Origin of the sequence: Maritimibacter sp. HL-12 (assembly GCF_900177545.1) — a bacterium.
Lineage (GTDB): Bacteria > Pseudomonadota > Alphaproteobacteria > Rhodobacterales > Rhodobacteraceae > Sinisalibacter.
The window spans coordinates 205,228-231,748 of sequence record NZ_FXBQ01000001.1; the positions used below are offsets into that span (position 1 = coordinate 205,228).

A 26,521-nucleotide genomic window follows, 5' to 3' on the forward strand; every position below is an offset into this window, starting at 1 on the left:
GCAATACCACCCTGCCGATGGTGCCCGACACCGGGCCGCGTGCTGCTGGCGCTCGGCTGGGCGGTGTTTCTCGGCCTGACGTTCGGGCCGGTGGCGGGGCTGTTCGCCGAAGCGGCGGCCCGGCTCGCGGCGGGAGAACCCGAGGCTTCGGCGGCCCTCGTCCCGAGCGCCCGGCAACGCGCGCTTCTCGGGCGCAGCCTTGCGCTGGCCGGGGGCGTCGCGGTCTTCGCCGGACTTGTGGGCAGCCTCGCCGCGCTGGCGCTTCTGCGCCGTCTGGCGCACGGCAGGGGCTCGCGGCTCCTGCGCGCGGGCCTGCTGGCGGCACTGGTGCTCTGGGTCGTCACGCCGCCCTACCTGCACGCGCTGGCGGGGATGGAGGCGGGCAACTGGATGCGGGCGGCGCTCAGCGGCCTTGGTGCGCCTTCCCGGCTGCTTCCCGATCTGCCTGGCCCGGTCTCGGCGCTGCTGGCGCAGGGCTTCGCGCTGATGCCGATCGCGATGGTCGCCGCCGCGATCGGCTTTCTGTCGGTCGAGCGCGATCTGATCGACGCCGCCATGTTGCTCGGGCCGGGGCACCGGGTGTTCCTTCGCATCGTGCTGCCGCTTGCCGCACCGGCGATCTTCGCCGGCAGCGGGGCGGTTTTCGTCTTCAGCCTGATCGACTACAGCACACCCTCGTTGTTCGGCCTGTCGTCCTACGCGATGGAGATCGTCGCCGAATACAGCGCAAGCCGCGCGCCGTGGCGGGCGGCACTGATCGCGCTGCCCCTGATCGCGATCACCGGGCTGGTGATCGGCGCGGTGCTGGCGATGCTTTCGCGCGGCGCACCGGCCCATGCGCGCATGCCGGGCCGGGCGCTTCGACACTATCGCCCGCTCGACGCGCTGCGCCGCCCGGCGCGCCTGGCCCTCTGGCTCGCGGTCGGCTACGGCGCGATGATCCTCGCGCTGCTGCTCGGCTCGGTGCTGATCTGGCGGCTGTTGCCCGGGCTGGTCTGGGAGGTGCGCCACGATCTCGCGCGCACGCTGGTCAATGCCGCGCTCGCCGCGGGGTTGGCGCTCGGCCCGGCGGCGCTGGTGGCGGGCAGTCTTGCTGCGCGGCCGCGCGCACCCGTGTTGCGGGCGCTGATCTGGCTCGCCGCGCTGTTCCCGCTCGCGATCCCGCCCTCGCTCACCGGGGTGGGCCTAGCCGCGCTGCTGGCCTGCTGCGCGCCCGACGCCCTGCGCAGCGCCGGATGGCTGCCGGCGCTGTCGCACGCCGCCCGGTTCCTGCCGCTCGCCGTGCTGGTGATCCATGCCCAGATGCGCCGGGTCGACCCGCTCCTGATCGACGCGGCCCGGCTCCAGCGCCCACCGGGCCCGGCACGGTGGCTGCGGATCGAGCTGCCGCTCGCCGCCCCCGGGCTCGCCGCCGCGGCGGGGCTGGTGTTCTGCGCCAGCATCGGCGAGCTGGACGCCACGATGATGACCGCCGCGCCCGGTCAGGGGGTGCTGTCGATGCGGGTGTTCAACTACCTGCACTACGGCGTGAGCGAGACGGTCGCGGCACTCGGGCTGCTGCTCGCGGCCATCGTCTGGACCGCGGCGGCGCTCGGGCTTTGGCTCGCCGGCCGGCAAGGATAGGGAGACCCGCCATGCAACAGCCGCCAAACCCGCACGCCCGCCCCGCCGTCGAGGTGCAGGCACTGACCAAGGTTTTTCGCGCCCGCGCCGTGCTCGACGCCGTCGATCTCTCGCTCCTGCCCGGCAGCGTGACCGCGCTCACCGGACGGTCGGGCGAGGGCAAGACCACGCTGTTGCGCCTGATCGCTGGGCTCGACACCCCCGACGCGGGCCGCATTTTCATCGCCGGGCAGCTTGCCTGTGAGGGGCCGCGCGCCCGGCTCGCACCGCATCAGCGCGGCATTGGCATGGTGTTTCAACAAGCCGCGCTCTGGCCGCACATGAACGTGGCCGATCATCTGCGTTTCGGCCTTGGCGACATGCCCGCCGCGCAGGCGCGCGCGCGGGTGCGGGAGGTGCTGGACCTGACCGGGATCGCACATCTTGCCGCCGAACGCCCGGCCCGGCTTTCCGGTGGCGAGGCGGCGCGCGTTGCGATTGCCCGCGCGCTCGCGCCTTCCCCGGACTGCCTGCTGCTTGACGAACCGCTGGCCCATCTGCACGACGATCTGCGCCATGACATCGCGCGCACAATCCGGGCGGTGGCCGATACCGGCAGCGTGGCGGTGCTTTTCGTCACCCACACCCCCGCCGATCTTGATGGCATCGCGGACCGCAGGTTTCACCTCGAAGCGGCCCGCCTCACGCCGATCTGACCGGGCGCGTCATTGATCCACGGGCAGGAACAGGCTTTCCGGAAGGTCGTGATCCTGCATCCAGCCGAACCAGTAGACATCGGTCGGGCCGATGACCCGGTCGAACACGCGCCAGCCGGATCCGTCATCGTGGAACAGCACCATCACGATGTCGCTCATCATGTCGCCGCGCCATGCCTCGGCAAATCGCGTGTGCAGCCAGTCGAGCGGTTGCCCGCCCGGTTGCACCGGCACCGCCGAGAGATAGGCCCAAGGCCCGTCGCGGCGCAGCGTGCCAACCCGGAACGCGATCGGCTGGCCGATCTCGGGCGCAATCACCGCGCGCGCCGCATCGAGCAGGGCCGCGCGCTCCGGTGTTCCCTCCGCCACGTCCTGAACGCCGGCTGGCGCAGGCGAGGCATCGCTTGCCGCGCCAACGGCCTCGGCAAGACGCACCGTCGCCCCCGCCGTCGCATCGAGCCCGGCGATTGCGCGGGGATCGCCAAACCGGCTGGCGGCGGACTGCACGAACCGGCCATCGCCACTTGCCGGACCGGAACGCGCCCCGGACATGCCGGAAGGAGCGCCCGGGCGCAGGCTGGTTTTCGCTGCGGCCAAGTCGGCCATGCCCGGGCTATGGTGTCTTTCGTTGACCGCCTCGATACCGCCCGCCCCCGCCAGTGCAGGTGCCGCGAGCCCTGCGGCAAGAACCAGAACCGGGATGATGTGCCTCGTCATGTCAATGTTCCTTCCCGTCGTCGTCCAGCGCAATTCCCTGCGCGGCCAGAGCCGCCATGATCTTCTTCATCGGCGTCTCGAAGCTGTCGGAAGCGATGGCTATCCGGCCACCGTCCGCGACTTCGATCACGATCCCCCGGCGCGGTCGCGCCAGCATCAGGGCCCCCGCCGCGCCGTACTGCCCGCGGCCAACCAGCAGCGGCGACAGCGCCACCAGCCAGCGCGGCAGGCTCTTGCGATAGGGCGAAACCCGGCGGATATCACGAAACGCCACGCGGCGATCCGTGAAGGCCGCGCGCACCCGCAACCCGTCGGCCTCGATCACGATCCAGTAGGCGGCATAGACCGCCCCGATCAGCCAGAACGCGGTCGACAGGAGCGCCAACGGCCATGTCAGCAGGGCGGAGGGGTGGATCGCGCCGAAAAACGGCTCCGAGCGGGCGGCCCAGACCGGGATCGCGAAGAACAGGCCCGACAAGACGAAGCCGAGCCAGTCCGGCCCGGTCTGCGAAGGGCCGGTGCTGTAGCGCAAGGCACCCGGCGGCGGCTTCGGGCGCGGAACGACGATGTAGATGACCACGGCGAGGACCGCGAGACCAACAACCGCCGTCCATGGCCACGCCCCCGCCATGGCGAAGCCCAACCCAACGATCAGCGCCACGATCGCGCGCCGCGAAAGCTCCGACATGCCCGGCCATCCAACCATCGCCTGGCCTCCCTGATCGAACCATAGCCGCCGAGAACCACGCCCGCCTTGACCGGCGTCAACATGCCGGCCCCGGTCGGCCTCGCGCCTCGGCCCGGTGGCCATTTCCGTGGCCCTCGCGATGGCGCGGGCCGACGAGTCGCGGCAATCGCCAGAGCGGCGCAACCGGCATCCCGGCGGGGCCCGGAGCCGGCGATCCGCCATGGACAGCCACTCCCTGCCCCTCTAACAATCGCTGCGTCATGACACCCGATCTGCTCATTCCCGCCTTCGTCACCCTGTTCGTGGTGATCGACCCGATCGGCCTCGCGCCGCTTTTCGTGGCGCTCACCAAGGGCGCGGGCGCGGCCCATCGCCGCGCGATCGCGCTGCGGGCGGTGGCGATCGCGGCGCTGCTGCTCACGGTGTTCGGTCTGTTCGGCGAGCAGGTGCTTCAGTTCCTCGGCATCTCGATGCCCGCCTTCCGCATCGCCGGCGGGCTCTTGCTGTTTCTCACCGCCCTCGACATGCTGTTCGAGCGTCGAGCCCAACGCCGCCGCGACCAGTCCGAAACCGGCCTTGACCCGGCCGAGGACCCGTCGGTCTTCCCGCTCGCCACGCCGCTGATCGGCGGCCCCGGGGCGATGGCCGCGATGATCCTGCTTGCGGGAAAAACCACTACCCCCGCCGAGCTGGTCGCCATTCACCTCGTCATGCTCGCGGTGCTGGTGGTGGTCTTCGTCCTGTTCCTCGCCTCTGGCCTGCTCGAACGGGCTTTGAAGGAAACCGGGATCAACGTGCTGACCCGGCTCCTCGGCATGCTGCTCGCCGCCCTCGCGGTGCAGTTCGTGCTCGACGGGCTGGCGGATTTCGGCTTTCTCGGCTGAGGCACACATCGCCGCATTTGCGCCGCGCGAAAGCGCCCTTATATGCCCCCCATGGACACATACGACATCGGCCGCATCACCTATCTCATGCTCCTGCTCGTCGCAGTGGGCGGTTATTTCGTGGCCCAGCACCGGGGCAACCTCTCGAAACTCGCCCAGCAAGCGGCGATCTGGGGGCTGATCTTCCTTGGCGTGGTCGCGGGCTACGGGCTTTGGGGCGACATCCAGCGCGATCTCGCGCCGCGTCAGGTCATGCTCGAAGGCGGCCGGATCGAGGTGCCGCGAATGTTCGACGGGCATTTCTATCTGACCGCCCGGCTGAACGGCGCGCCGGTTGAATTCGTGGTCGATACCGGGGCAACCGACGTGGTCCTGACCAAGCAGGACGCCGAACTTGCCGGGATCGACCCGGAACGCCTTGACTTCACCGGCCGGGCGATGACCGCCAACGGCGCGGTGCGCACCGCGCAGGCCACCATCGACGAGATCCGCCTCGGCGAGATTCGCGATTCCGGGCTCAGGGTTTCGATCAACGAGGGAGAAATGCCGCAATCGCTGCTTGGCATGGCCTACCTGCGGCGGTTCTCCAAGATCGAGATCGCCGACGACATGCTGATTCTCACCCGCTGAAGTGGCCGGGCCATCACCCGCTCTCGGCCTTCATCTCCCAGCGACCGCTTTCCTGGCTCCAGTATTGCGCGGCACAGCCCGCGCCGGTGAGGCCGCGCCACTGGCCCCGCGCGCGCTCGACCGCGCCCGGATCATTGCCATCGAACAGGATCATCACCCGCGCCAGCGCGCCAACCTCGTCCGCAGCCACGTCCGCACCGTCGACCGAAACCACGCAATCGGGGCTATTGGCGGCGTCGCGCCCGGTGGTCAGCAGAACCGGCTGGCGAGCGTCATGGAGCCCCCCGGCCAGCCCGTGCGGCAGGAACCCCTCCTCGGCCCCGAGCCAGAGCTTTTCATCGAGCCAGCCGAGCCGGTCCACGTTCGGCCCGCGCACCGCCACCCGCCAGCCTGCGCCCAGCGCCTTGCCCAGCAGCACCGGCAAGGTCGCCTCCAGCGGCGTGCGGGTCATGTGGTAGAACCAGGCCGCGCCCATCACCCCTCCCAGCCGTCCCGCACCAGCCGGTCGAGGCTGCGCACGAACCAGCCGGTGGCGCCCTTGGGCGCAAGCGGGGTATCGTCGGAGCGCAGCGCCACCCCGGCAATGTCGAGATGTGCCCAGGGGGTTTCGCCCTTCACGAAGCGGCGCAGGAACTCCGCCGCCGTCACCGCGCCGCCAGGCCGGCCGCCGACGTTCTTCACGTCCGCCACCCGGCTCTTGAGCTGGTCGGCATAGCCCTTGCCCAGCGGCATCCGCCAGGCCCCCTCACCCTCGTGCTCGGCGGCCTTGAGGAAGGCCTTGCAGAAGGCGTCGTCGTTCGAGAAAACCCCGGCGTTTTCATGGCCCAAGCCGATCACCACGGCGCCGGTGAGGGTGGCGAGATCGACCATCGCGGCGGGCTTGAAGCGCTCCTGCGCATACCACAGCACATCGGCCAGCACGAGCCGGCCCTCGGCGTCGGTGTTGATCACCTCGATCGTGTCGCCCTTCATCGAGCGCACCACGTCGCCGGGGCGCTGGGCACGGCCGTCGGGCATGTTCTCGACAAGGCCCACCAGCCCCACCACGTTGGCCGGCGCATTGCGCAGCGCGAGGGTTTTCATCACCCCCGCCACGGTGCCCGCGCCGCCCATGTCCATCGTCATGTCTTCCATCCCGGCGGCGGGCTTGATCGAGATCCCGCCGGTGTCGAACACCACGCCCTTGCCGACGAGCGCAAGCGGGGCTGCCCCCTTCACGCCGCCGTTCCACTGCATCACCACCACCTTGGACGGGCTTTCCGACCCCTGCCCGACCCCCAGAAGCGCGCCCATGCCGAGCTTTTCCAGTTCCGGCTCATCCAGCACCTCGACCTGAAGCCCGAGCGCCTCCAGCGCCTGAAGCCGGGCGGCGAACTCGGTCGTGGTGAGCACGTTGGCGGGCTCGTTCACAAGGTCGCGGGCAAAGAACACCCCCTCGGCCACCGCCGTGAGACCGGCCTCCTGCGCCTTCATCACCTCGGCATTGGCCACCGCGAAGGTCAGGCTGCCGGTTTTCGCGGCATCATCGCCCGGGGTCTTGTGATCGGTGAAGTCGTAGGCCCGCAGCATCGCGCCAAGCGCGATCTCGGCGGTGTGGCGCAGCGAACCCGCGAGCACCAGAACATCCTTGCCGCGCGCCGCCTTGCCGATCGCGCCGCCCACCTTGCGGGCCTCGTTCAGCCCCATCTTGCGGTCGATCCTGACCACCTGCACCGCTTCGGCCGCCATCCCGGTGGGCCAGGCCACCTCCATCGCGTCGCCCACCTCGGCCTTGGCGAAGGCGTCGCTGGCGATCAGCCGGGCCAGCGCGCCCCGGGTGAGCCGGTTGATCCGGCGCGCGCCCTTGTCCATCCGCTCGCCCCCCTCCGACAGCACCACGACGCGGCCCTCGGCATCGCCCAGAAGCTCGATATCGAGCGGAATGAAGGTCGGGGCGAGAATTTCGGTCATCCTGGTCTCCTGTCGGTCGGGTCGAGATAGAACCTAGCCCCCTGGCCCGGCGGTTTCCAGTGCCGATGCGCGCCCCGGTGCCAGCCAGATACGGTGGCCCCGCTGCCGCCCGCCCCCATATCTCGGCGCGGAAATTCCCGCCGGCCGCGCCACGGAGCGAGATTCCCCCTCGCGCCGATGCCGATCCTCGACTAATGTAGGCCCGAACCGGGCCCTCCCGGGGCTGAACCACAGGCAGACGAACGAAGAGCGCGGTATGATGACGAGCACGACGGCAGAGCGGGGCGGCAGCATGTTTGGTATTGGGCGCGGGGCGGTCTCTCGGCTCTTGATCCTCACGCTGGCGGTTGCAACGAGCCTGACGCTGGCTCTTGCCCCGGCGAGCGCCCAGGGCCAGTTTCGCCCGGTCATCCGGGTCGACGGCATGGTGATCACCGCCTTCGAGCTTGCCGAGCGGCAAAAGTTCCTCACCCTGCTGCGCGCCCCCGGCGACGTGCGCGCGTTGGCGACAGACCAGCTCATCAACGAGAAGATCCAGTTGCGCGAAGCCGCCCTTGCCGGGATCGAGGCCGACGAGGACGAGATCCGGGCCGGGATGGAAGAATTCGCCCAGCGCGGCGAGCTCGATGTGGAGCAGTTCCTCCAGCTTCTCGATCAGGCCGGGATCGACGCCACCACCTTCCGCGAATTCGTCACCGCGGGGATCGTCTGGCGCGACTATGTGCGCACCGAACTTATGCCGCGTGTCTCGATCTCGCAGGCCGCCATCGCGGCGGCCATGGCCGAGGCCGAAGCCGAGCCGGGCATCCGGGTGCTGTTGTCGGAAATCGTGCTTCCGGCCCCCGACCCGGCCAGCCGCAAGGCATCGATGGCGCGCGCGCAACAGCTCACCGGCCTTGACGAAGACGCGTTCGCGAAGGCGGCGATGCGATTCTCCGCAGGCGGTTCGCGCAACAACGGCGGCAAGATGAAATGGGTCGACGTGACCGCGCTCCCGGCCGCCGCCGCGGCGGCGGTGCGCGGGTTGCAGCCCGGCCAGACCAGCCGGATCATCGAAACCGGCGAAGACCTGCGGCTCTACTTCATGCGCGACCGCGAGGAAGTCAGCGGCGGCACGCCCCGCACCATGCTCGACTACGCGGCCCTGATCCTGCCCGGCGGCCGGAGCGACGCCAATATCAACGAGGCCGCCCGGATCCGCGAGCGGGTTACCTCCTGCGACGATCTCTACCCGATCGCGCGCAGTTTGCCGCCGGAACAACTGGTGCGCGAGGAACTGCCTGAAGCCCAGGTGCCCGCCAATTACCGGGCCGAGCTCGACCTTCTCGATCCGGGCGAGCTTTCGTCCCGCCTCACCACCGCCAACGGCGCAATGGTGGTGCTGATGCTGTGTTCGCGTGGCAACGAGGTGCCGCGTTCGCTCACCGAAGATATGGTCGCCGAGCAATTGCGCAACCAGCGGGTCGGCACGATGGCACAGGCCGTGCTCGACAAGCGGCGCGCCAACGCTTTCATCGAGACGCTCGGCAACTGATGGCCGCGCTGCCGATCGCGCTGACCTCCGGCGAGCCCGCCGGGGTCGGCCCCGAGATTGCCGCGCAGGCCTGGGCGGCGTTGCGCGGCGAACTGGATTTCTTCCTGATCGGTGATCCCCGGCATTTGCCCGAGGCGACCCCCGTGGTCGAGATTGCCACCCCCGGCGAGGCGGCCCGTGCAATGCCGCGCGGCTTGCCGGTGCTGGCGCGCGATTTCGGCGCGCCGCGCTTGCCGGGACAGGCGCAAGCCGCCCACGCCCCCCATGTCGTTGACGCGATCCGCGAGGCGGTGGCGCTGGTGCAGGCGGGCGCGGCGGGCGCGGTCTGCACCAACCCGATCCACAAGAAGGCGCTGAAGGATGGCGCGGGCTTTGCCTTTCCCGGCCACACCGAGTTTCTGGCCGATCTCGCGGGCGTGAAACGCGCGGTGATGATGCTCGCCTGTGACGCGTTGAGGGTGGTGCCGGTCACCATCCACATCCCGCTTTCGCAGGTGCCCGAGGCCCTCACCCCGGCCCTTCTGGAAGACACCATCCGCATCACCGAGGCCGCGCTGCGCGCCGCAGGGATCGCCCGCCCCCGCCTCGCGGTGGCCGGGCTGAACCCGCACGCGGGCGAAGGCGGCGCGATGGGGCACGAGGAGATCGAGATGATCGCGCCGCTGATCGCGCGGCTGCGGGACGAAGGGCTGGAGATCACCGGCCCCCTGCCCGCCGACACGATGTTTCACCCCGAGGCCCGCGCCCGCTACGACGTGGCGATCTGCCAGTATCACGACCAGGCCCTGATCCCGATCAAGACGCTCGATTTCGCCCATGGCGTGAACGTCACCCTCGGGCTCGGCTTCGTGCGCACCTCGCCCGACCACGGCACCGCCTTCGATATCGCAGGCCAGGGCCGCGCCGATCCCGCCTCGCTGATCGCGGCGCTCCGGATGGCGCGCGACATGGCCCCGGCATGAGCACGATCGACGGGCTGCCGCCCTTGCGCGAGGTGATCGCCACGCACGGGCTGTCCGCGAAAAAAGCGCTCGGCCAGAACTTCCTGCTCGATCTCAACCTCACCGCCAAGATCGCGCGCCAGGCCGGTGACCTCACCGCCTGCGACGTGCTCGAGGTTGGCCCCGGCCCCGGCGGGCTCACCCGCGGGCTGCTCGCCGAGGGCGCGCGCCACGTGCTCGCGGTCGAGAAAGACGCCCGCGCCATGGCGCCGCTCGCCGAGATCGCCGCCCGCTATCCCGGGCGGCTCGAGGTGCTCAACGCCGACGCGCTGGCGATCGACCCGCTGGCCCATCTCACCCCGCCGATCAAGGTGGTGGCCAACCTGCCCTACAACATCGGCACCGAGCTTCTGGTGCGCTGGCTCACTCCGGTGCAATGGCCGCCGTTCTGGCAAAGCCTTACGCTGATGTTCCAGCGCGAGGTGGCCGAGCGGATCGTGGCGCAGCCCGGCTCCAAGGCCTACGGCCGGCTCGCGATCCTCGCCCAGTGGCGCTGCGACGCGCGCATCGTGATGGGCCTGCCGCCCGAGGCCTTCACCCCGCCGCCCAAGGTGCGCTCGGCGGTGGTGCATCTCACCGCGCTTCCCGAGCCGCGCTTCGCGGCCAGCGCCGCCACGCTCCAGCGCCTCACCGCCACCGCCTTCCAGCAGCGCCGCAAGATGCTGCGCGCCTCGCTGAAGGGGCTGCATCCCGAGATCGGCCCCCTGCTCGAAAGCGTCGGGATCAAGCCCACGTCGCGCGCCGAGGAGATCGACGTTGAGCACTTCTGCGCCCTCGCCCGGGCGCTGGACGCGGAAGGCTGACCGAACCGCGCGGGCAAGCCGTCACCCCGGCGTCGAGATCACCCCGCCGCCCACCGCCGCCGCAACCCCGGTGGTGCCCGGGCAAGAGGTTGGCAACCCGCGCGCCACCCGCACCGCGAGAAAGGCGAAGGCCTGCGCCTCCAGCATGTCGCCATCGAGCCCGATCGCCTCGACCGGCTGCACCGGACAGGCAAGCGCATCCTTGAGCCCCGCCATCAGGCATGCGTTGTGACGCCCGCCGCCGGTGACCAGCACCCGCTCCGGCGGTGTTGGGCAATGCGCCAGCCCTTCGGCCACCGCGGCCACGGCGCAGGCGGCGAGCGTGGCGGCGGCGTCGGCATCGGCAAGCCGGTCGACGGCCGCAACCAGCGCCCCGAAAGCGTCGCGGTCGAGCGACTTCGGCGGCACCCGGTGAAACCACGCATGATCGAGAAACCCCGCGACGAGCCCCGCGTCGGCCTGCCCCGAAGCCGCCAGCGCCCCGCCCTCGTCGCGCGCCCAGCCGCGGCGCGCCGTCACCAGATCGTCGATCGGCGCATTGGCCGGGCCGGTGTCGAAGGCGAGCAGCGCGCCCTCGGCCTCCGGCGCGGACTTCGACGGGTCCACCCAGGTAAGATTGCCGACGCCGCCGAGGTTGAGAAAGGCGAGCGGCGCATTTGCCCCGATCCAGCGCGCGCAGGCGAAGTGGAAAAACGGTGCCAGCGGCGCGCCCTCGCCGCCCATCCCGACATCGGCCGAGCGGAAATCCCAGGCCACCGGCAGCCCCAGCACCTCGGCCAGCACCCGCCCGTCGCCGGCCTGGTGCGTGCCGCGCCCGCGCGGCTCATGCGCCAGCGTCTGGCCATGGAAACCGACCAGATCGACCCCCTCGAAGCCCGAAAGCACCACCGCGTGCGCCGTCTCCACAACCTCCGCCGCCTCGGCCACCCCCGGCTCCCCCGGCCAGCGCCCGAGGGCCGCGCGGATCACCGCGCGGTCGGCCTCGGAATAGGCCCGGTAGGCCGTTTCACCAAAACGAAAAACCGTCTCGCCATCGGTCTCCACCACGGCGGCGTCGACCCCGTCGAGCGAGGTGCCCGACATCGCGCCGAGCGCGCGCACCGGACCCTTGAGCTTCATGGCTTTTCCTCCGCCCCCACCCCCGATATAGAGGGCCTTGACCAGAAGAATGGACGCAAAAGCCATGACCTACCACCCGAAATCCGATTTCATGCGCGTGATGATGGAACGCGGCTTTCTCGCCGACTGCACCGATTACCAGGGGCTCGACGAGGCGCTGAGCGAAGGGGTGGTTCCGGCCTATATCGGCTTCGACGCGACGGCGAAATCGCTCCATGTCGGCAGCCTGATCCAGATCATGATGCTGCGCTGGCTGCAAAAGACCGGCCACCAGCCGATCGTGCTGATGGGCGGCGGCACCACCAAGGTGGGCGACCCGTCGTTCCGCGCCGACGAGCGCCCGCTGCTCACCCCCGAGCAGATCGACGCAAACATCGCCGAAATCCGGCAGGTATTCTCGGCCTACGTGCAGTTTGGCGACGGCCCCAGCGACGCGCTGATGCTCAACAACGCCGAATGGCTCGACGGGCTCAACTACCTCGACTTCCTGCGCGACATCGGCCGGCATTTCTCGGTCAACCGGATGCTCGCCTTCGAGAGCGTGAAATCGCGGCTCGACCGCGAGCAATCGCTCTCGTTCCTCGAATTCAACTACATGATCCTGCAGGCCTACGACTTCATGGAGCTGAACCGCCGCTACGGCTGCCGGCTCCAGATGGGCGGCTCAGACCAATGGGGCAATATCGTCAACGGGATCGACCTCACCCGCCGCATCCTCGACGAGGAGGTGTTCGGCCTGACCTCGCCGCTGCTGACCACCTCCGACGGCCGGAAAATGGGCAAATCGGCCTCCGGCGCGGTCTGGCTCAACGCCGAGATGCTCTCCCCCTACGAGTTCTGGCAATTCTGGCGCAACACCACCGACGCCGACGTCGGCCGCTTCCTCAAGCTCTACACCGAGTTGCCGCTGGAAGACTGCGAGCGGCTGGGCGCGGCCGAGGGCGCGGCGATCAACGACGCCAAGGTGGTCCTGGCGAACGAGGTCACCGCCCTCCTGCATGGCCGTGAGGCGGCTCAAGCGGCAGAAGCCACCGCGCGCGAGGTGTTCGAGAAGGGCGGCGTGGGCGAGGATCTGCCCACCCTCACGCTCACCGCCGCCGAGATCGGCGACGGCATCGCCAACACCACGCTCTTCGTGCGCTCCGGGCTCGCCCCTTCGGGCAAGGAGGCCAAGCGCCTGTTCGCCGAGGGCGGCGCGCGCATCAACGATGAGGTGGTGGCCGAACCCCGGCTGATGACGGCGGCGGACTTCGCCGCACCGCTGAAGCTCTCGGCCGGCCGCAAGCGCCACGCCCTCGTCGTCGTGCAAGGCTGAGACGCCGGACCGGGGCTCTGCCCCGGACCCCGAGGTATTGTTGGACCCAAGAATCCGGGGGCCGGTCTAAGTGCGCCGCGTGGGCGCTCAGTCTGCCCCCGCGCGGGCGGTTTCGATCGCCGGTCGGATGATGTTTTCGAGGATCGAGGCGCTGATCGGGCCGGCAAAGCGTTTTACCACGATGCCGTCACCGTCGATCACATAGGTTTCGGGCACGCCGTAGAGGCCCCAGTCGAGCCCGGTGCGCCCGGAAGGATCGGCGGCGATGCGGGCATAGGGATCGCCCAGATCGTCAAGAAACTTCTGCGCCTTCGCCGGTTCGTCCTTGTAGTTGATACCGTAGATATCGATGCCTTCCCCGGCCAGCGCCACGAGGTGCGGGTGCTCGGCCCGGCAGGGCGCGCACCAACTGGCCCAGAAGTTCACCAGCTTGACCTCGCCATCCGCGAGATCCTCGACCGCGAAGGGCGCGGACTCGCCGAAGGCCGTGAGCGTGAGCGTCGGCACCGGCCCGCCTTCGCGGGTGGAGCGCAGCGCGTTCGGATCCTCGCGCTGCATGCCCCAGAGGAACAGCGCCGCCAGCCCGACGAAGACGAGCGGTGGCAGGACCACCATCGGCTTGAGTTTCATGTCAGCTTTCCTTGCCCTTGCGCCGGGCCTCGATCGCGTCGTGGTCGGCCTTCGCCTTGCGCGATTGCACCCATGTCATCACGATCAGCAGCGCGATCAACCCGAGCGTCGCCGCCCAGGACCACAGCACGGCATCCGCGTATTTTCCAAGCTCAGGCATCGGCCATCCTTTCACGAAGTTCGAGCGCGTGGGTGCGGCGTTTGCGAATCTCGGTCCGGGTGCGGATGAACACCAGCGTCACGAACAGAAGCCCGAACCCCGCCATCGCGAACAAGAGCGGCAACCAGTAGACGTTGGCGATGTTTTCCTCCTGGTCGAGCGAAAGCGTCGCGCCCTGGTGCAGCCCCTGGTTCCAGAAGTTCACCGCGTAGCGGCTGAGGAAGGCAAAGACCGAGCCGACCACGGCCAGAACCGAGGTGAGATCGGCCGCCGTGTCGGGGTCTTCGATCGCGCCCCAGAGCGCCATGTAGCCGAGGTAGAATAGAAACAGGATCAGGAACGAGGTCAGCCGCGGATCCCAGGCCCAGTAGGTGCCCCACATCGGCTCGCCCCAGATCGCCCCGGTGATCAGCGCGATCACCGTCATCACCGTGCCCACCGGCGCTGCCGCCTTGGCGGCCAGCGCCGAGACATGGTGACGGCGGATCAGCCAGATCAGCGAGGCCACCAGCATCATGAACCAGGCCGAGATCGCCATGAAGGCCGAAGGCACGTGAACGTAGATGATCTTGACCGAGGAGCCGAAATTGGCCGCCTCCGGGGTGAAGAAGAAGCCCCAGATCAGCCCGATCGCCATGGTCAACACGGTGGCCGCCACCAGCCACGGCAGCGCGAGGCCGGAAAACCACATGAACTTGACCGGGTTGGCCCATTCCCACAGGAAGTTGTAGCGATCCCGGGCCTGTTTCGTGCGGTGCATCTCTGGCATGGCATGTTCCTATGTGCGAAGCGGCGTGGGGGCAAGATAGCGGGGTTCACGTTCGCGCGGGTTGATCCTTGTCAACGCAGGTTGATCCGAATGGCCGCCGAGGCGGCGAAGGGCAGAAGCGCCACCGCGGCGGCGGTGATCCCGGCGAGCATCAGCAGCGGGGTTGTGTTGTCGAACCCGCCGATGCCCCGGGTCGCCGCCTCGGCACCGAAAATCAGCGTCGGAATATATAGCGGCAGCACCAGCAGGCTCAAGAGCAAGCCGCCGCGCTTCAGCCCCACCGTGAGCGCCGCACCGAAGGCACCGATCATGCTCAGCGCCGGAGTGCCGATCAGCAGGGTGACGAAAATCCACCAGTAGCCACGCTCATCGAGGCTCATCAGCGCGCCGAACACCGGCGCGGCGGCGACCAGCGGCAGCCCGGTGGTGATCCAGTGCGCCAGCGCCTTCACCGCCACCGTGCCCTCCATCGGGATCGGCGCGGTGGCGAGCAGATCGAGGCTGCCATCCTCGAAATCGAGCTGGAAGATGCGGTCGAGCGAGAGCAGGCAGGCGAGCAGCGCCCCGACCCAGAGGATGCCGGGCGCGATCCGGGCAAGCACCTCTGCCTCGGGGCCGACCGCGAAGGGCACCAGCACCGAGACGATCAGGAAAAACGCGAGGCCGAGGCCGAAGCCCCCGCCGGCGCGGATCGCGAGCCTGAGGTCACGGGCGAGCAGCGCGATCATGCGAAGGCCTCGTCGAAGGCGCTGGGGGTGCGCGAGGGGGCCTGCGGGTCGGCCTTGAAGGGGCCAACGTCGAAGATGTCGGCGTCGAGGCCGAGGTCGATATGGGTGGCGATCAGCGCCGCGCCACCGCCCGCGACATGGGCACGCACCGCCGTGGCGAAGAGCGCCACCGAGGCCTGGTCGAGCGAGACGGTCGGTTCGTCGAGCAGCCAGATCGGCCGCCCGGTGACCAGCAACCGCGCGAGCCCGAGGCGGCGTTTCTGCCCCGCCGAGAGGCTGTGCGCGGCGCGGTTGCGCAAGGCCTGAAGGTTGAAATCGGCAAGCGCGGGCTCGATCTCGTGGGTGCCGTGAATGCGCGCCCAGAAGGCGAGGTTTTCGGCCACGGTGAGCGTGCCCTTGAGGCCGTCGGCATGGGCACCATAGGCGATCGCCTCGGGCGGCAGGCTGATCTCGCCCGCCATCGGCGGCTGCAACCCCGCCAGCGTGCGCAGAAGCGTGGTCTTGCCCGACCCGTTCGGCCCGCGCAGCACCAGCACCTGCCCTGCCTTCAGCCGGAAGCCCAGGCCTTCCAGCACGGCCACGCCACCCCGCGCCACGGCCAGATCGGTCACGGTCAATTCCACGGCGCTCATACCGCGAGCGCGGCCAGCGCCACGCGCCGGCCCTCGGAGAGCAGCACGTTGTAAGCGCGGCAGGCCGAAGGGGTCGCCATCGGCTCGACGCCCATCCCGGCGGCTTCCACCGTCGCCACCAGCCCGGCGGGCACAGCCGTCATCACCGTGCCGCTGCCGAACAGGATCACGTCAATCTCGCCGGCAAGCGCGGTGAGCGCCGCGATGTCATCCACCCCGCCCCAGGATCGTGCGGCCTGGGCGGTGACAAGGACCGGCCCCTCGATCACCGCGCCGCCGACACGGAAAAACCCCGGTCCATAGCCGTCGATCGGGCGGGCGGTGTCGAATGTGATCTCGGTCAGTTGCATGGCGCTGTTGGTAACTGGATTTGCAGGGGAAGAAAAGCGTCAGTCGGTCGCGCCCATGCCTGGATCCCGGCCAGCGATCACGCAATATTTCACTTGGACAAGCCCCGGTCCGCTGCCCGATCCCGCTGCCGTGGCGACGGACCATGAAACCTTCTACCGCAACACGCCCGAAGGGCTCGGCCCGCAGGCCGCGGGCATCGCCAAGCTGATCGCGGCCCAGGTTCCTCGTGGCGCCCGCGTGCGCGATATCGGTTGCGGACAGGGGCGCGACGCCTTGCCGCTGGCGCGCGACGGCTGCGACGTGCTCGGCGTCGATATCACCCGCTTCACCCCCGAGGGCCACGTCGGCCTGTTGCTCTGCAACCGCACCCTGCGCATGTTGCCCGCACCCAGCCGCACGGCGGTGCTGGCCGGTCTGCTTGCGGTGATCAGGGCTCACCCGGCCGGGTGGGCGCTGCTGCACAACAGCCGCAACACCCTGCGCGCACGGCGGCCGGCCTAGCCGAACAGCGGCAAGCCGGTCAGGATCGCCCCGGCGATCACGACGTAGGCCAGCCCCCGGAAGGCGCGTTCGCGTTCAGGCCGAAACAGGCCCTGCCCCACCACCATTCCCGCCGCGTAGGGCACGGCGAGGAGCACCGCGAGCCAGATCGCCGTCGCGTTCACCAGCCCGCGGGCGAAGAGGTTGGCGACGATGCCGAGATCGAGCAGGGCAAGGAACAGGATGGTATTGGCGCGCACCCGGGCCGCTTCCAACTGGCCTGCGAGGTAGAACAGGATCACCGGCGGCCCGGTCAGCCCGGTGGTGCCGCCAAGCACCCCCGCAACCGCGCCGATCGCCCCAAGCCCGGCACCGCGCACCTGCCCGCGGTAGCGCCAGCCGGTCACCAGCGCGGCCAGCGTGAGCGTCGTCGCCACGGCCACCAGCCAGCGCAGCACGTCGCGCTCGACCCAGCTCAGGAGCCAGACGCCGAGCGGGGCGGTCAGGATCGCCGCCCCCGAAAGCACCGCCACCTCGCGCCGGTCGGCCTGGCGAAACGCCCGCGGCACGATCAGTGGCCATGTCAGCATGCCCGAAACGGTGACAATCACGATGGCGACCGGCACCGGCAGGAAGATCGCCCCCACCGGCATGAAGATCAGCGCGGTGCCGAAGCCGGTGAAGCCACGCACAAGGCCGGCGAGAATGAAGGTGGCAGCGAGCCAGGCGAGGCCGGGGCTGGAAAGTGCCCCGGCCAGCGCCTCAGGCGTCGACATCAGCGAACTGTGTGCCCGCCTCGCCATCGGGCTTCGACCAGTCGCGCTTCACGCCAAGCTTGAGCAGCACGGCGGAGGCCACGAAGACCGAGGAATAGGTGCCGATCACGATCCCGAAGGTCATCGCGAAAACGAAGCCGCGGATCACGTCGCCGCCCAGCACGATCAGCGCGATCAGCGCCACGAGGGTGGTGCCCGAGGTCATCAGGGTGCGGCTCATGGTCTCGTTGATCGAGACGTTGAGCACGTCCTTGAGGTCCATCACCTTGAAGCGGCGCAGGTTCTCGCGCACCCGGTCGAAGACGACGACGGTATCGTTGAGCGAATAGCCGACGATGGTGAGCAGCGCCGCGATGATCGCGAGATCGAACGGGATCTGGAACACCGCGAAAATGCCGATGGTGATGATCACGTCATGCACCAGCGCCGCCACCGCGCCCACCGCAAACTGCCATTCAAAGCGCAGCCAGATATAGACGAGCACCGCCGCCATCGCCGCGAGCACCGAGTAGATCGCAGTCATGATCAACTCGCCCGACACCTTCGGCCCCACGCTTTCGACCGAGGCGAAGCGGATCTCGGGGGCCACCGCGCGCAGGGCATCCTCGACCGCGCGGATCGTCTCGGGGCTCACCGATTCCTCCGCGCCCTGGGCCTGGATCCGCACCATGGCGACGTGCTGATCCTCGTCGAAGCTCGGATCGAAAACCTCGGAGATGGCAACATCGCCCAGCCCGAGCGGGGTGATCGCGTCGCGGTATGCCCCGACGTCGATCTCCACCTTCGCCTCGGTGCGGATCGTCGTGCCGCCGCGGAAGTCGATCCCGAAGTTCAGCCCGATGAACAGGAAGGCGAGGATCGAGCCCACGAAGAGCACCCCCGAGAACCCCAGCGTGATCGGGAGCCGGCCGAAGAAATCCCAGCTCGTATTGTCGGGAACCAGTTTCAGGCGCATGTCAGACCTCGATCGTCTTGGGGCGGCGGCGTTCGAACCAGAACACGATCATCAGCCGCGTGATGTAGATCGCCGTGAACACGCTGGTGATGATCCCGAGCGCGAGGGTCACCGCAAAGCCCTTCACCGGCCCCGAGCCCATCAGGAACAGGATCGTGGCGGTGATGAAGGTGGTGATATTGGCGTCGATGATCGCCGAGAGCGCCTTCTCGTAGCCCAGCTCGATCGCCCGCGCCGGGCCGCGGCCTGCGCGGATCTCCTCGCGGATGCGCTCGAACACCAGCACGTTGGCGTCCACCGCCATGCCGATGGTCAGCACGATCCCGGCGATACCGGGCAGCGTGAGCGTCGCCCCGATCGCCGAGAGCAACCCGAACACCAGGCCGACGTTGAGAATGAGCGCCACGTTGGCGATCAGCCCGAACCAGCCATAAGACAGCCCCATGAACAGCAGCACGCCGGCGAAGGCCACCATCGAGGCGATCCGCCCGGCCTCGATCGAATCGGCGCCGAGCTCCGGCCCGATCGTGCGCTCCTCGAGAAAGGTCATCTCCGCCGGCAACGCACCCGCGCGCAGCAGCACCGCGAGATTGGTCGATTCCTCCACCGAGAAATTGCCGGTGATGATCCCCGACCCGCCGGGGATAGCCTCGTTGATGCGCGGGGCCGAAACCACCTCGCCGTCAAGCACGATGGCGAAGGGTGCCCCGACGTTGGCGGCGGTGTAGTCGCCGAACTTGCGCGCGCCGGTGACGTTGAACTGGAAGTTCACCGCCGGCTGGCCGTTCTGGTCGAAACTCGGCTGGGCGTTGGTCAGCTCCTCACCGGTCACCACCGGGCTTTGCTCCAGCACGTAGAACACCCCCTCCTCGTCCAGCGACGGCAGAAGTTGCTGGCGCGGACCGGGCCGGGTGGACGGATCGGTGGTGCGGCTGATCACCGGCTGGAAGGTGAGCTGCGCGGTGGTGCCGATCAGGGCCTTGAGTTCGTCGGCCGAGCCAAGCCCCGGCACCTGGATCAGGATGCGCCGCTCGCCCTGGCGCTGGATCGTCGGCTCACGGGTGCCCACCTCGTCGACCCGGCGGCGGATGATCTCGAGCGATTGCTGGATCGTGCGGTCATCGGTCGCCACCTGTTCGGCCTCGGACAACTCCACGGTGATCACGTTGCCTTGCGCACTCACCTCGATGTCGTTCGCGCCCATGCCGGTGATCGTCACCACCGGCGACGCCAGTTCGCGCACCGCCTCCAGCGCCTCGGCGATCCCGGACTCGTTCTCGATCCGCACCTGCAACTGGCCGCCCGGCGCGTCGATCCGCTGGATCCCGCCAACCAGGTCGCGCTGGTCGCGCAGCGCGTCGCGCACCTCGGGCCAGAGCGCATCGATCCGGTGTTCATAGACGTCCTCGACCCGCACCTCGGCGAGCAGATGCGCGCCGCCGCGCAAATCGAGCCCGAGGTTCACCAGGCTCGACGGCATCCACGTCGGCCAGGCCGACAGATCGGCCTCGCGCTCCGGGCTCGGCCCGAATTGCTCGATCGCGGCGGCGGCATCGTTGTGCAGCTCGACGCGGGAATAGAACAGGTTCGGCAGCGCCGCGGACAGCCCCGCCAGCACCAGCAGGATGACAGCAATCCGTCTCCACAGGGGATATTGCAGCATGGGGGGCCTCGCCTCTGGCCGCGCGGGGCCTCAGCCCTCGGCGGGCTCGGTCTTCGACATCACCTGAACGACAGCCGCGCGGGTCATCCGCGCCTTCACGCCGGTGGCGATCTCCACCTCGATCTCGCCATCGTCCTTGACCTTGGTGACCTTGCCGATCAGCCCGCCCTGGGTGAGCACCTGGTCGCCACGGCGCAGCGCGTTGCGCATCGCCTCGTCCTGCTTGAGCTTTTTCTGCTGCGGGCGGATCAGGAAGAACCACATGATCCCGAACACGAGGATCATCGGGATCAGCATGGAGTTGAGCAGCCCGCCACCAGGGGCGGCGGCACCTTGGGCGAAGGCGGGTGAGACGAACATCTGGCATTCCCTTTGTCACACGGGGGGGGAGCTCCCCCCATTCGATTGGCGCGCACCCTATATGGGGGCCTTGGGGTTGGCAAGCAATCGGGCGCGGTGTTTGATGCGCGGGGTGGAGGGGCGATAATGAGTGCCGAAGAAAACAAGAAGACGTTATCCGATTGGCTCGGTCTCCAGTGGAAACCGGACTACGGCCAGAACCGCGTCTGGGGCGGCTTTCTCGGCTTTGCGATCCAACTGATCGCTGCCGCCCTCGTGCTGATCGCCCTCGGCCTGCTCGTTGCCTTTGGCGTCTCGATCTATGCGGCCATATCGGCAGGCACCGAAATCACCGGCGAAGCGATCCGCAACGTGGGCCTCGCCCTTGCCGCTGTCTTTGGTGCCCCCTTCCTTGTCTGGCGCAGCATCGTGGCCCAACGCCAAACCGATATCGCCGAACAAAGCCAGATCACAGACCGGATCAACAAGGCGGTGGAAAACCTCGGGGCGACGCGCACCCTGCGCGACGCGGATGGCAACGAAGCCCACGCCCCCAACCTCGAAGTCCGCATCGGCGCGATCTATGCGCTGGAACGCATCGCGCAGGACAGCTTGCGCGATCACGTCCAGATCATGGAAATCCTCACCGCCTATGTGCGGGAGAATGCCAAGGCCGAGGACGCGGAACAAAGCCCCAGCGCCCGCTGGTCGGCGGCTTATAAGGCAGGCGAAGGCGATGACGCTACGAAGGCGGCCCATGCCGAGGCACAAACCGGCCTTACCAAACAGGCCGCGCTCGACGAAACGAGGCGCTGGGTAAGGGCGCTGCAGGCGCCACGCACCGACATCCAGGCCGCGCTCACCGTGATTGGGCGGCGCAGCGCCGAGCAGAAGACCCGCGAGGGGGATGACACAAGGCAAAGCGCGAGTGGCTACCGGCTCGACCTGCGAAAGACCATTCTTAGGGGCGCGGACCTGTCTAACCTCGATTTCGCCAAGGCCCGGCTCGACGGGGCGCGTCTAGACAGGGCGGGCCTCTGGAACGTGCGCCTCGATGAGGCAGGTCTCACCAAAACGCATTTGGAGTGGACAGCCCTCAATCATGCGCATTTCGAAGGAGCGAATCTCACAGAGGCGCACCTGGAGGGAGCGTTTCTCTTTAGTGCCCAACTGCAAGGCGCGCACTTCTTTGAGACGCACCTCGATGAAGCTACTGAATTTCGTGCAGCCGACACAAACCTTGCGGCGCTGCGACAGGTGGACCTGACAGGAATTAACCTGACCCTCGAGCAGGTCGCCGTGATGTTCGGCGACGGCTCGGTGATCCTGCCCGAGACCATCCCCCGCCCCGTTCATTGGCCGAGCGACAACCTCGACTGGAGCGACTTCCAAGCCGAATGGACCCTCTACAAATCCGACCCCGCCACCTACCTCCCCCCGCAAGACCGCCCCGACCCCGGCACGCCCTGACACCGCAAAACCGCCCCCGCCCCTGCCATACGCCTGCCATACGTTTTGCCGACACTGTGCCGACGCCGATTTCCGGCTTTCCCCGGGCCGGGCTTTTTGCCATACCTCACCGCGCGCGAACCTGAACCAGGGGCCAGACCATGCACGATATCCGCCTGATCCGCGACAACCCGGACGCCTTCGACGCCGCCATGGCGCGGCGCGGTCTATCCGGCGTATCGGCGGAGGTTCTGGCCCTCGACGAGGCCCGCCGGGGCGCGATCACCGAAGCCGAGGCGGCGCAGGCCGAGGCCAACAAGGCGGCCAAGGAAGTCGGTGCGGCCAAGGCCCGCGGCGACGACGCCGAGTTCGAGCGGCTGCGCGCGCTGGTGGGGGACAAAAAGGCGCAAGTTCAATCTCTTAACGACGAAGCCAAGGCGAAGGACGCCGCCCTCGCCGCGCTGCTCATGGGCCTGCCCAACATCCTTGCCGACGACGTGCCCGAGGGTGCGGACGAGACCGAGAACGTCGAGATCCGCCGCTGGGGCACGCCCCGCGCCTTCGATTTCACGCCCGTGGAACACTACCAGCTTGCCGCCACCCGCGCCGGGCTCAACTTCGAGCTTGCCGCCAAGCTTTCGGGCTCCCGTTTCGCCGTGCTTTCGGGCGCCGTCGCCCGCCTCCACCGCGCGCTGGCCCAGTTCATGCTCGACACCCATGTCACCGAGAACGGCCTCACCGAAGCCATCACCCCGGTGCTGGTGCGCGAGGAAATGATGTTTGGAACCGGGCAGTTACCCAAGTTCGGCGAAGACAGTTACCAGACCCGCGAAGGCTGGTGGCTGATCCCCACCGCCGAGGTCACGCTGACCAATTTCGTCAATGGCGAGGTCGTCGAGGCGGGCGATCTGCCGATGCGCTACGTCGCCCATACCCAGTGCTTCCGCTCCGAGGCGGGCAGCGCCGGGAAAGACACCGCCGGCATGCTGCGCCAGCACCAGTTCGAAAAGGTCGAGATGGTCTCGATCACCGCCCCCGACCAGTCCGAGAACGAGCACGAGGCGATGACGCGCCGCGCCGAGGATATCCTCGAACGTCTCGGCCTGCCCTACCGCACGGTCCGGCTCTGCTCGGGCGACACCGGCTTCGGCGCGCGCCGCACCCATGATATCGAGGTCTGGCTGCCGGGGCAGAACAGCTACCGCGAGATCTCGTCGGTCTCCACCACCGGCGATTTCCAGGCCCGCCGGATGAACGCGCGTTTTCGCCCCGAACCCGGCGCGAAACCAGAGTATCTCCACACCCTGAACGGCTCCGGCCTCGCCGTCGGGCGCTGCCTGATCGCGGTGCTGGAGAACGGCCAGGAGGCCGATGGCTCGGTCACCCTGCCCGCCGCCCTCTCGCCCTGGCTCGGCGGCAAGACCCGGCTCACCGCCGAGGGCGGCCTGGCCTGATTTCGCCCCGGGCTGCGCCCGGGCCGACCCGGGGCGGGGGGCCCGCCCCCCGATCCCCCCGGAGTATTTGATCCAGGAAAAGGATGGTCCCGGTCGGCGCGATCTGGCCGGGCACGGCCGGGTTCGGTCACGCGCCGGTCAGGGCATCGAGCACCGGTGCCAGCGTCGGCGGCCGCCAGTCGGTGCGCCTCAGACGTTTGCGCGCGGCGGCGCTCACCGTCGCGGGATCGGGCGCGCCGGTCCCGGGATCTTCCGGCAACACCCGGTCGGCCAGGAACAGCCCCCAAAGGTTGGACATCGCGGGACGCTGCGCCGCGCCTTGGTCGTCGGCGCGCGCGTCGGCGCAATCGGTGAGGGCGGCCAGCCGGTCGGGGCGGAAGGCCAGCCCCTCGGCCCCGGCCCCCGCCGCGATCCATTCGGTGGCGAAGGCCGACAACTCCGGCACCCGGCCAGAGCCGCCGACGATGCCGTGGTTGCCGGGATACCACTCTTGCCGGTAACGCGCCGCCGCCCCCAGCTGCGCGCCGTTCAGCCGGGCGAGGTTCGACCACAGCGCAGGCGGAAAATGCCGCCGCCGCTCATCGACCGCCACAGCGTGGCGCGCCGCGCGAACCGAGCTTGAAAGCTCCATGTCGTGAAAGGCGTAGCGCCGGTTCAGCAGCCGGGGCAGCGCGCCGAGAAATCCCGGCAACCCAAGCGCGCCGACGGTGTCGTAGACCCCGAGATAGGCAATTTGCAGCGCCGGGTGATCGTTCATCCCGCGCGCCTCGCGCCAGTCGCGTTCCTGCCCGCTGGTGGGGGTGTCCGGCGAAAGGCTTGCGCGAAACAGCATCGAGGCTTCGCTGTTGGGGTGGGTCTCGGACCCGCGGGCGCGATACATCTCCATCGCCTCCGGGATCCGGCTGGTGGCGGTTGCCGGCGGGATTCCCGCGCTGCGGATCAGGCCCGCGAGCGAGCGCGCGGTATAGGCCCCGCGCGAAAACCCGAAGATGAATACCTCGTCGCCCGGCTCGAAGGTGAAGATCAGCGACCGGTAGGCCTCGACGATCCGGGTATCGAGGCCCCAGCCGAAGGCCCCGCCCATGATCCGGTCGGACAGCCGGGCGAGCCGCGTCACGCCCTGCCCGATGCCGACACCGGGGATGTAGAGCACCACCTGTGGCGCGCCGTCCGCGGCCACCGGCGCGACCGCCTGCGCCAGCCGCACGACATGGGTGGGCGTTGCGGCGTCAGCCCGGTTCCAGGTGCCGTCACAGAAGATCGCGATGCGTTTCACGCCCTCATGCCGCGTGCGCGGTTGCGGGCTTTCGCGCCGGGTTTTTCGGGAAAGGCACCAGTGCCTCGGCGTCTTCGTCCCAGAGCTTCAGACTGAAGGCGTGCAGCGCCTCGCGAAACCCTATCCGGCGCAGATCGTGGGTCTTTTCCAGTTCCCTATGCGCCGCGCGCAGCCGGTAGGACGGGATCGAGGCGACGAGGTGGTGGATATCGTGCTTGGTGATGTTGGCCACCGCCTCGTCGAACCACCAGCCGAAATCGAGACAGGAGCCGCCCTGGATCGCCGCCCGTGACGGGTCGAGTTCGGGGCGGCGATCCCACCAGGTGCCTTCGAAATTATGCTGGAGGTAGACCAGGAACACGCCGAGCATGCCGCCGATCCAGATTGCCAGCGCCACGGTGAGCACGCCCGCCCAGCCCGCGAAGGCATAGAGTGCGGCAAAATAGACGATCAGGGCGGCGTTATGAGCGAGGATTGCGCCCAGCCCCACCCTGGCGGCGTTCTTCGGCCAGCGGTAGGCGATGAAATAGGTGTAGAACGAGCCCACCGGGATCAGCACCAGCGGATGCCGGTAGAGCCGGTAGTAGAGCCGCTTCCAGAACCCCGACCGGGTCCATTCGCGGAGCGTCATGGTGTTGATCTCGGTGGTCTCGCGCGCATCGAGATCGCCGACATAGGCGTGGTGCAGGTTGTGGTTGTGGCGCATCTGACGGTAGGCGGCCATCGTGAAGGGCGACACCACGTGGCCCCAGACCTCGTTCTGCCGCCGGGTTTCGAACAGCGAAAGGTGGCCGAGGTCGTGCTGGAGCACGTAGAGCCGCACCCCGGCGAAGGCGAGCACGATCACCGCCGGCCCAGCGACCAGCCAAAGGCCCCGGTCGACCGCGATGACCGAGACGACAACGGCGGCGGCATAGACCGCGAGATTTCCCAACAGGCTGGCATAGGCCAGCCGGTTGTCCTTGTTTGCAAAGGCGCGCAGCGCCTTGCGCAGCTCGATACCAGATTCCACAGCACTCTCCATGGCCAAAGCCCGACCGACGGGCCGGGCAAGAGTCTAGCGATGGTTTGCAACAGAATAATGGTAACCGGCCCCGCCGCGCAAGCGGCTGGCGGTGATCAGGCGGCGCGCGGGCGGATCGCGGCCCGAATCGTCTCGCCCAGCGCGTGCCGGGTGCGCTCGATATCGTGCTCGATCTGCAGTTGCAGCCAGAAGTCGGCGGCAGTGGAAAAATAGCGCGCAAGACGCAGCGAAAGTTCCGAATCCACCGCCCGCTCACCGGCCGTCAAACGGGTGAGGGTCGAGACCGCCACCCCGATCTCCGCCGCGAGCGTTTCCGCCGTCAGCCCGGCGGGGGCGAGGTATTCCTCGCGCAGCACCGCGCCCGGGGTCGGGCAGAGAAACAGCGGGGCCACGTTCGGCGCGGTTTCGGGCTCGACGATCGCCTCCTCGACGGCCAATCCCGCCGCCTTCCAGGCGGTCAACCCGCCCTCCATGTGCATCACCCCTTGATGGCCTGCCTTGATCAACATCCGCCCGGCCGCAGCCGAGCGCTTGCCGATGGCACAATGCAGCACCACGGTCTTGTCGGTGAGCACCGGGAACACCTCCGCCTCGAAGCTCGAAAGCGGCAGGAGCAGCGCGCCCGCGATGTGTTCGAGATCGTATTCCTTGGTCTCGCGCACGTCGATGAGCACGATGTCGCCGTCTTCGAGCCAGCGCGATACCGTCTCGGGCGACACGGCGACGGGATCGGTTGCGGGTGTTTGGGCCATGGCTGCCTCCTGTGAACGTGCAGGCGTGATAGCGCGCGGGGCGGGAAAATGTCCGCCCGAAGGCCGGAACCGGGGCACAACGGCGGACCAGCACACTGCGCGAAACCGGAACATCGTTCCAATC

Annotated in this window: 29 protein-coding genes; 11 read left to right on the forward strand and 18 right to left on the reverse strand. The window is 68.8% G+C overall.

The features are described from left to right. The first annotated feature begins 39 nt into the window (after positions 1-39). Both B9Y97_RS01005 and B9Y97_RS01010 read left to right on the forward strand, forming a co-directional pair. Entirely contained in the window at positions 40-1,623 is a 1,584-nt protein-coding gene (locus tag B9Y97_RS01005; protein ID WP_176224262.1) for an ABC transporter permease, read from the forward strand. An 11-nt stretch (positions 1,624-1,634) separates the two neighbouring features. Beyond that, complete coding sequence (locus B9Y97_RS01010; RefSeq protein ID WP_085525009.1) at positions 1,635-2,318, forward strand: ABC transporter ATP-binding protein; 684 nt, start codon at positions 1,635-1,637, stop codon at positions 2,316-2,318. A gap of 9 nt (positions 2,319-2,327) precedes the next feature. Here B9Y97_RS01010 and B9Y97_RS01015 read toward each other — a convergent pair whose 3' ends face one another. Together B9Y97_RS01015 and B9Y97_RS01020 are read right to left on the reverse strand one after the other, a co-directional pair. Further along, the gene (locus B9Y97_RS01015) at positions 2,328-3,035 is read right to left on the reverse strand and encodes a hypothetical protein (protein WP_085525010.1); all 708 of its coding nucleotides are present in this window, start codon (positions 3,033-3,035) and stop codon (positions 2,328-2,330) included. Between the two features lies 1 nt (position 3,036). After that, entirely contained in the window at positions 3,037-3,741 is a 705-nt protein-coding gene (locus tag B9Y97_RS01020; protein WP_085525011.1) for a hypothetical protein, read from the reverse strand. Between the two features lie 242 nt (positions 3,742-3,983). Between B9Y97_RS01020 and B9Y97_RS01025 the strand changes: the two genes are divergently transcribed. Then, on the forward strand, positions 3,984-4,607 hold the full coding sequence (locus B9Y97_RS01025; RefSeq protein ID WP_085525012.1) for a MarC family protein: 624 nt from the start codon (positions 3,984-3,986) through the stop codon (positions 4,605-4,607). Between the two features lie 51 nt (positions 4,608-4,658). After that, on the forward strand, positions 4,659-5,237 hold the full coding sequence (locus B9Y97_RS01030; RefSeq protein WP_085525013.1) for a retropepsin-like aspartic protease family protein: 579 nt from the start codon (positions 4,659-4,661) through the stop codon (positions 5,235-5,237). Between the two features lie 13 nt (positions 5,238-5,250). Here B9Y97_RS01030 and B9Y97_RS01035 read toward each other — a convergent pair whose 3' ends face one another. Both B9Y97_RS01035 and B9Y97_RS01040 read right to left on the reverse strand, forming a co-directional pair. After that, on the reverse strand, positions 5,251-5,712 hold the full coding sequence (locus tag B9Y97_RS01035; protein ID WP_085525014.1) for a DNA polymerase III subunit chi: 462 nt from the start codon (positions 5,710-5,712) through the stop codon (positions 5,251-5,253). Next, positions 5,712-7,187 (reverse strand): leucyl aminopeptidase, encoded by a 1,476-nt coding sequence (locus B9Y97_RS01040; protein WP_085525015.1) that lies wholly within the window; start codon positions 7,185-7,187, stop codon positions 5,712-5,714. The genes B9Y97_RS01035 and B9Y97_RS01040 overlap by 1 nt, the downstream gene beginning before the upstream one ends. 292 nt (positions 7,188-7,479) lie before the next feature. Here B9Y97_RS01040 and B9Y97_RS01045 point away from each other — a divergent pair, with 292 nt between their 5' ends. The 3 genes from B9Y97_RS01045 to rsmA are packed head-to-tail and all read left to right on the forward strand — an operon-like array spanning position 7,480 to position 10,525. Then, a complete protein-coding gene (locus B9Y97_RS01045) occupies positions 7,480-8,721 on the forward strand; it encodes a peptidylprolyl isomerase (protein WP_176224263.1) in 1,242 nt (413 codons plus the stop codon). Continuing rightward, complete coding sequence (pdxA, locus tag B9Y97_RS01050; protein ID WP_085525017.1) at positions 8,721-9,683, forward strand: 4-hydroxythreonine-4-phosphate dehydrogenase PdxA; 963 nt, start codon at positions 8,721-8,723, stop codon at positions 9,681-9,683. The genes B9Y97_RS01045 and pdxA overlap by 1 nt, the downstream gene beginning before the upstream one ends. After that, positions 9,680-10,525 carry a 16S rRNA (adenine(1518)-N(6)/adenine(1519)-N(6))-dimethyltransferase RsmA gene (rsmA, locus tag B9Y97_RS01055; protein WP_085525018.1) on the forward strand — a complete coding sequence of 282 codons (846 nt, stop codon included), beginning with the start codon at positions 9,680-9,682 and terminating at the stop codon, positions 10,523-10,525. Before pdxA ends, rsmA begins: the two co-directional genes overlap by 4 nt. A gap of 21 nt (positions 10,526-10,546) precedes the next feature. Here rsmA and B9Y97_RS01060 read toward each other — a convergent pair whose 3' ends face one another. Then, the gene (locus tag B9Y97_RS01060; protein WP_085528034.1) at positions 10,547-11,644 is read right to left on the reverse strand and encodes an anhydro-N-acetylmuramic acid kinase; all 1,098 of its coding nucleotides are present in this window, start codon (positions 11,642-11,644) and stop codon (positions 10,547-10,549) included. Positions 11,645-11,708: 64 nt separating this feature from the next. Here B9Y97_RS01060 and tyrS point away from each other — a divergent pair, with 64 nt between their 5' ends. Beyond that, positions 11,709-12,959, forward strand: a complete 1,251-nt coding sequence (gene tyrS / locus B9Y97_RS01065; RefSeq protein WP_085525019.1) for a tyrosine--tRNA ligase — start codon at positions 11,709-11,711, stop codon at positions 12,957-12,959. Between the two features lie 87 nt (positions 12,960-13,046). On the opposite strand, the gene B9Y97_RS01070 is transcribed toward tyrS, so the two are convergent. From B9Y97_RS01070 to B9Y97_RS01095, 6 genes are all read right to left on the reverse strand, one after another. Further along, the gene (locus B9Y97_RS01070; protein WP_085525020.1) at positions 13,047-13,589 is read right to left on the reverse strand and encodes a DsbE family thiol:disulfide interchange protein; all 543 of its coding nucleotides are present in this window, start codon (positions 13,587-13,589) and stop codon (positions 13,047-13,049) included. Position 13,590: 1 nt separating this feature from the next. Next, entirely contained in the window at positions 13,591-13,749 is a 159-nt protein-coding gene (gene ccmD, locus B9Y97_RS01075) for a heme exporter protein CcmD (protein ID WP_085525021.1), read from the reverse strand. Continuing rightward, the gene (locus B9Y97_RS01080) at positions 13,742-14,518 is read right to left on the reverse strand and encodes a heme ABC transporter permease (protein WP_254900820.1); all 777 of its coding nucleotides are present in this window, start codon (positions 14,516-14,518) and stop codon (positions 13,742-13,744) included. The genes ccmD and B9Y97_RS01080 overlap by 8 nt, the downstream gene beginning before the upstream one ends. Before the next feature lie 71 nt (positions 14,519-14,589). Further along, positions 14,590-15,246: a heme exporter protein CcmB gene (gene ccmB / locus B9Y97_RS01085; RefSeq protein WP_085525022.1), complete on the reverse strand. Its 657-nt coding sequence runs from the start codon at positions 15,244-15,246 to the stop codon at positions 14,590-14,592. Continuing rightward, positions 15,243-15,869: a heme ABC exporter ATP-binding protein CcmA gene (gene ccmA, locus B9Y97_RS01090; RefSeq protein WP_085525023.1), complete on the reverse strand. Its 627-nt coding sequence runs from the start codon at positions 15,867-15,869 to the stop codon at positions 15,243-15,245. Before ccmA ends, ccmB begins: the two co-directional genes overlap by 4 nt. A 5-nt stretch (positions 15,870-15,874) precedes the next feature. Further along, a complete protein-coding gene (locus B9Y97_RS01095) occupies positions 15,875-16,228 on the reverse strand; it encodes an Mth938-like domain-containing protein (RefSeq protein WP_085525024.1) in 354 nt (117 codons plus the stop codon). 55 nt (positions 16,229-16,283) lie between these two features. On the opposite strand from B9Y97_RS01095, the gene B9Y97_RS01100 reads away from it, so the two are divergent. Next, the gene (locus B9Y97_RS01100; protein WP_085525025.1) at positions 16,284-16,730 is read left to right on the forward strand and encodes a class I SAM-dependent methyltransferase; all 447 of its coding nucleotides are present in this window, start codon (positions 16,284-16,286) and stop codon (positions 16,728-16,730) included. On the opposite strand, the gene B9Y97_RS01105 is transcribed toward B9Y97_RS01100, so the two are convergent. The 4 genes from B9Y97_RS01105 to yajC are packed head-to-tail and all read right to left on the reverse strand — an operon-like array spanning position 16,727 to position 20,463. Continuing rightward, a complete protein-coding gene (locus B9Y97_RS01105; protein ID WP_085525026.1) occupies positions 16,727-17,485 on the reverse strand; it encodes a sulfite exporter TauE/SafE family protein in 759 nt (252 codons plus the stop codon). The genes B9Y97_RS01100 and B9Y97_RS01105 overlap by 4 nt on opposite strands. Next, entirely contained in the window at positions 17,472-18,440 is a 969-nt protein-coding gene (gene secF, locus B9Y97_RS01110) for a protein translocase subunit SecF (RefSeq protein ID WP_085525027.1), read from the reverse strand. Before secF ends, B9Y97_RS01105 begins: the two co-directional genes overlap by 14 nt. A gap of 1 nt (position 18,441) precedes the next feature. After that, on the reverse strand, positions 18,442-20,103 hold the full coding sequence (secD, locus tag B9Y97_RS01115) for a protein translocase subunit SecD (RefSeq protein ID WP_085525028.1): 1,662 nt from the start codon (positions 20,101-20,103) through the stop codon (positions 18,442-18,444). A 30-nt stretch (positions 20,104-20,133) separates the two neighbouring features. Further along, entirely contained in the window at positions 20,134-20,463 is a 330-nt protein-coding gene (yajC, locus tag B9Y97_RS01120; protein WP_085525029.1) for a preprotein translocase subunit YajC, read from the reverse strand. Between the two features lie 126 nt (positions 20,464-20,589). Here yajC and B9Y97_RS01125 point away from each other — a divergent pair, with 126 nt between their 5' ends. Together B9Y97_RS01125 and serS are read left to right on the forward strand one after the other, a co-directional pair. Next, complete coding sequence (locus B9Y97_RS01125) at positions 20,590-21,912, forward strand: pentapeptide repeat-containing protein (protein WP_085525030.1); 1,323 nt, start codon at positions 20,590-20,592, stop codon at positions 21,910-21,912. Positions 21,913-22,052: 140 nt separating this feature from the next. Next, complete coding sequence (gene serS / locus B9Y97_RS01130) at positions 22,053-23,345, forward strand: serine--tRNA ligase (protein ID WP_085525031.1); 1,293 nt, start codon at positions 22,053-22,055, stop codon at positions 23,343-23,345. A gap of 127 nt (positions 23,346-23,472) precedes the next feature. On the opposite strand, the gene B9Y97_RS01135 is transcribed toward serS, so the two are convergent. The 3 genes from B9Y97_RS01135 to B9Y97_RS01145 form a co-directional block, all read right to left on the reverse strand. Next, positions 23,473-24,621 carry a DUF2235 domain-containing protein gene (locus B9Y97_RS01135; RefSeq protein ID WP_085525032.1) on the reverse strand — a complete coding sequence of 383 codons (1,149 nt, stop codon included), beginning with the start codon at positions 24,619-24,621 and terminating at the stop codon, positions 23,473-23,475. Between the two features lie 4 nt (positions 24,622-24,625). Beyond that, a complete protein-coding gene (locus B9Y97_RS01140; RefSeq protein WP_369596646.1) occupies positions 24,626-25,645 on the reverse strand; it encodes a fatty acid desaturase in 1,020 nt (339 codons plus the stop codon). 95 nt (positions 25,646-25,740) lie between these two features. After that, on the reverse strand, positions 25,741-26,397 hold the full coding sequence (locus B9Y97_RS01145; protein ID WP_085525033.1) for a HigA family addiction module antitoxin: 657 nt from the start codon (positions 26,395-26,397) through the stop codon (positions 25,741-25,743). Positions 26,398-26,521 lie beyond the last annotated feature (124 nt).

Excerpts from the sequence above, each read along its gene's own strand:
- serS (WP_085525031.1), top strand. The coding sequence starts at position 22,053 with ATGCACGATATCCGCCTGATCCGCGACAACCCGGACGCCTTCGACGCC.
- ccmB (WP_085525022.1), bottom strand. The coding sequence starts at position 15,246 with ATGATCGCGCTGCTCGCCCGTGACCTCAGGCTCGCGATCCGCGCCGGC.
- B9Y97_RS01015 (WP_085525010.1), bottom strand. The coding sequence starts at position 3,035 with ATGACGAGGCACATCATCCCGGTTCTGGTTCTTGCCGCAGGGCTCGCG.
- yajC (WP_085525029.1), bottom strand. The coding sequence starts at position 20,463 with ATGTTCGTCTCACCCGCCTTCGCCCAAGGTGCCGCCGCCCCTGGTGGC.
- B9Y97_RS01095 (WP_085525024.1), bottom strand. The coding sequence starts at position 16,228 with ATGCAACTGACCGAGATCACATTCGACACCGCCCGCCCGATCGACGGC.
- B9Y97_RS01100 (WP_085525025.1), top strand. The coding sequence starts at position 16,284 with ATGCCTGGATCCCGGCCAGCGATCACGCAATATTTCACTTGGACAAGC.
- B9Y97_RS01010 (WP_085525009.1), top strand. The coding sequence starts at position 1,635 with ATGCAACAGCCGCCAAACCCGCACGCCCGCCCCGCCGTCGAGGTGCAG.
- tyrS (WP_085525019.1), top strand. The coding sequence starts at position 11,709 with ATGACCTACCACCCGAAATCCGATTTCATGCGCGTGATGATGGAACGC.
- B9Y97_RS01125 (WP_085525030.1), top strand. The coding sequence starts at position 20,590 with ATGAGTGCCGAAGAAAACAAGAAGACGTTATCCGATTGGCTCGGTCTC.
- B9Y97_RS01045 (WP_176224263.1), top strand. The coding sequence starts at position 7,480 with ATGTTTGGTATTGGGCGCGGGGCGGTCTCTCGGCTCTTGATCCTCACG.
- pdxA (WP_085525017.1), top strand. The coding sequence starts at position 8,721 with ATGGCCGCGCTGCCGATCGCGCTGACCTCCGGCGAGCCCGCCGGGGTC.
- secF (WP_085525027.1), bottom strand. The coding sequence starts at position 18,440 with ATGCGCCTGAAACTGGTTCCCGACAATACGAGCTGGGATTTCTTCGGC.
- B9Y97_RS01105 (WP_085525026.1), bottom strand. The coding sequence starts at position 17,485 with ATGTCGACGCCTGAGGCGCTGGCCGGGGCACTTTCCAGCCCCGGCCTC.
- ccmD (WP_085525021.1), bottom strand. The coding sequence starts at position 13,749 with ATGCCTGAGCTTGGAAAATACGCGGATGCCGTGCTGTGGTCCTGGGCG.
- B9Y97_RS01040 (WP_085525015.1), bottom strand. The coding sequence starts at position 7,187 with ATGACCGAAATTCTCGCCCCGACCTTCATTCCGCTCGATATCGAGCTT.
- B9Y97_RS01080 (WP_254900820.1), bottom strand. The coding sequence starts at position 14,518 with ATGCCAGAGATGCACCGCACGAAACAGGCCCGGGATCGCTACAACTTC.
- B9Y97_RS01025 (WP_085525012.1), top strand. The coding sequence starts at position 3,984 with ATGACACCCGATCTGCTCATTCCCGCCTTCGTCACCCTGTTCGTGGTG.
- B9Y97_RS01070 (WP_085525020.1), bottom strand. The coding sequence starts at position 13,589 with ATGAAACTCAAGCCGATGGTGGTCCTGCCACCGCTCGTCTTCGTCGGG.
- rsmA (WP_085525018.1), top strand. The coding sequence starts at position 9,680 with ATGAGCACGATCGACGGGCTGCCGCCCTTGCGCGAGGTGATCGCCACG.
- B9Y97_RS01140 (WP_369596646.1), bottom strand. The coding sequence starts at position 25,645 with ATGGAGAGTGCTGTGGAATCTGGTATCGAGCTGCGCAAGGCGCTGCGC.
- secD (WP_085525028.1), bottom strand. The coding sequence starts at position 20,103 with ATGCTGCAATATCCCCTGTGGAGACGGATTGCTGTCATCCTGCTGGTG.
- B9Y97_RS01060 (WP_085528034.1), bottom strand. The coding sequence starts at position 11,644 with ATGAAGCTCAAGGGTCCGGTGCGCGCGCTCGGCGCGATGTCGGGCACC.
- B9Y97_RS01145 (WP_085525033.1), bottom strand. The coding sequence starts at position 26,397 with ATGGCCCAAACACCCGCAACCGATCCCGTCGCCGTGTCGCCCGAGACG.
- B9Y97_RS01030 (WP_085525013.1), top strand. The coding sequence starts at position 4,659 with ATGGACACATACGACATCGGCCGCATCACCTATCTCATGCTCCTGCTC.
- B9Y97_RS01020 (WP_085525011.1), bottom strand. The coding sequence starts at position 3,741 with ATGGTTGGATGGCCGGGCATGTCGGAGCTTTCGCGGCGCGCGATCGTG.
- B9Y97_RS01035 (WP_085525014.1), bottom strand. The coding sequence starts at position 5,712 with ATGGGCGCGGCCTGGTTCTACCACATGACCCGCACGCCGCTGGAGGCG.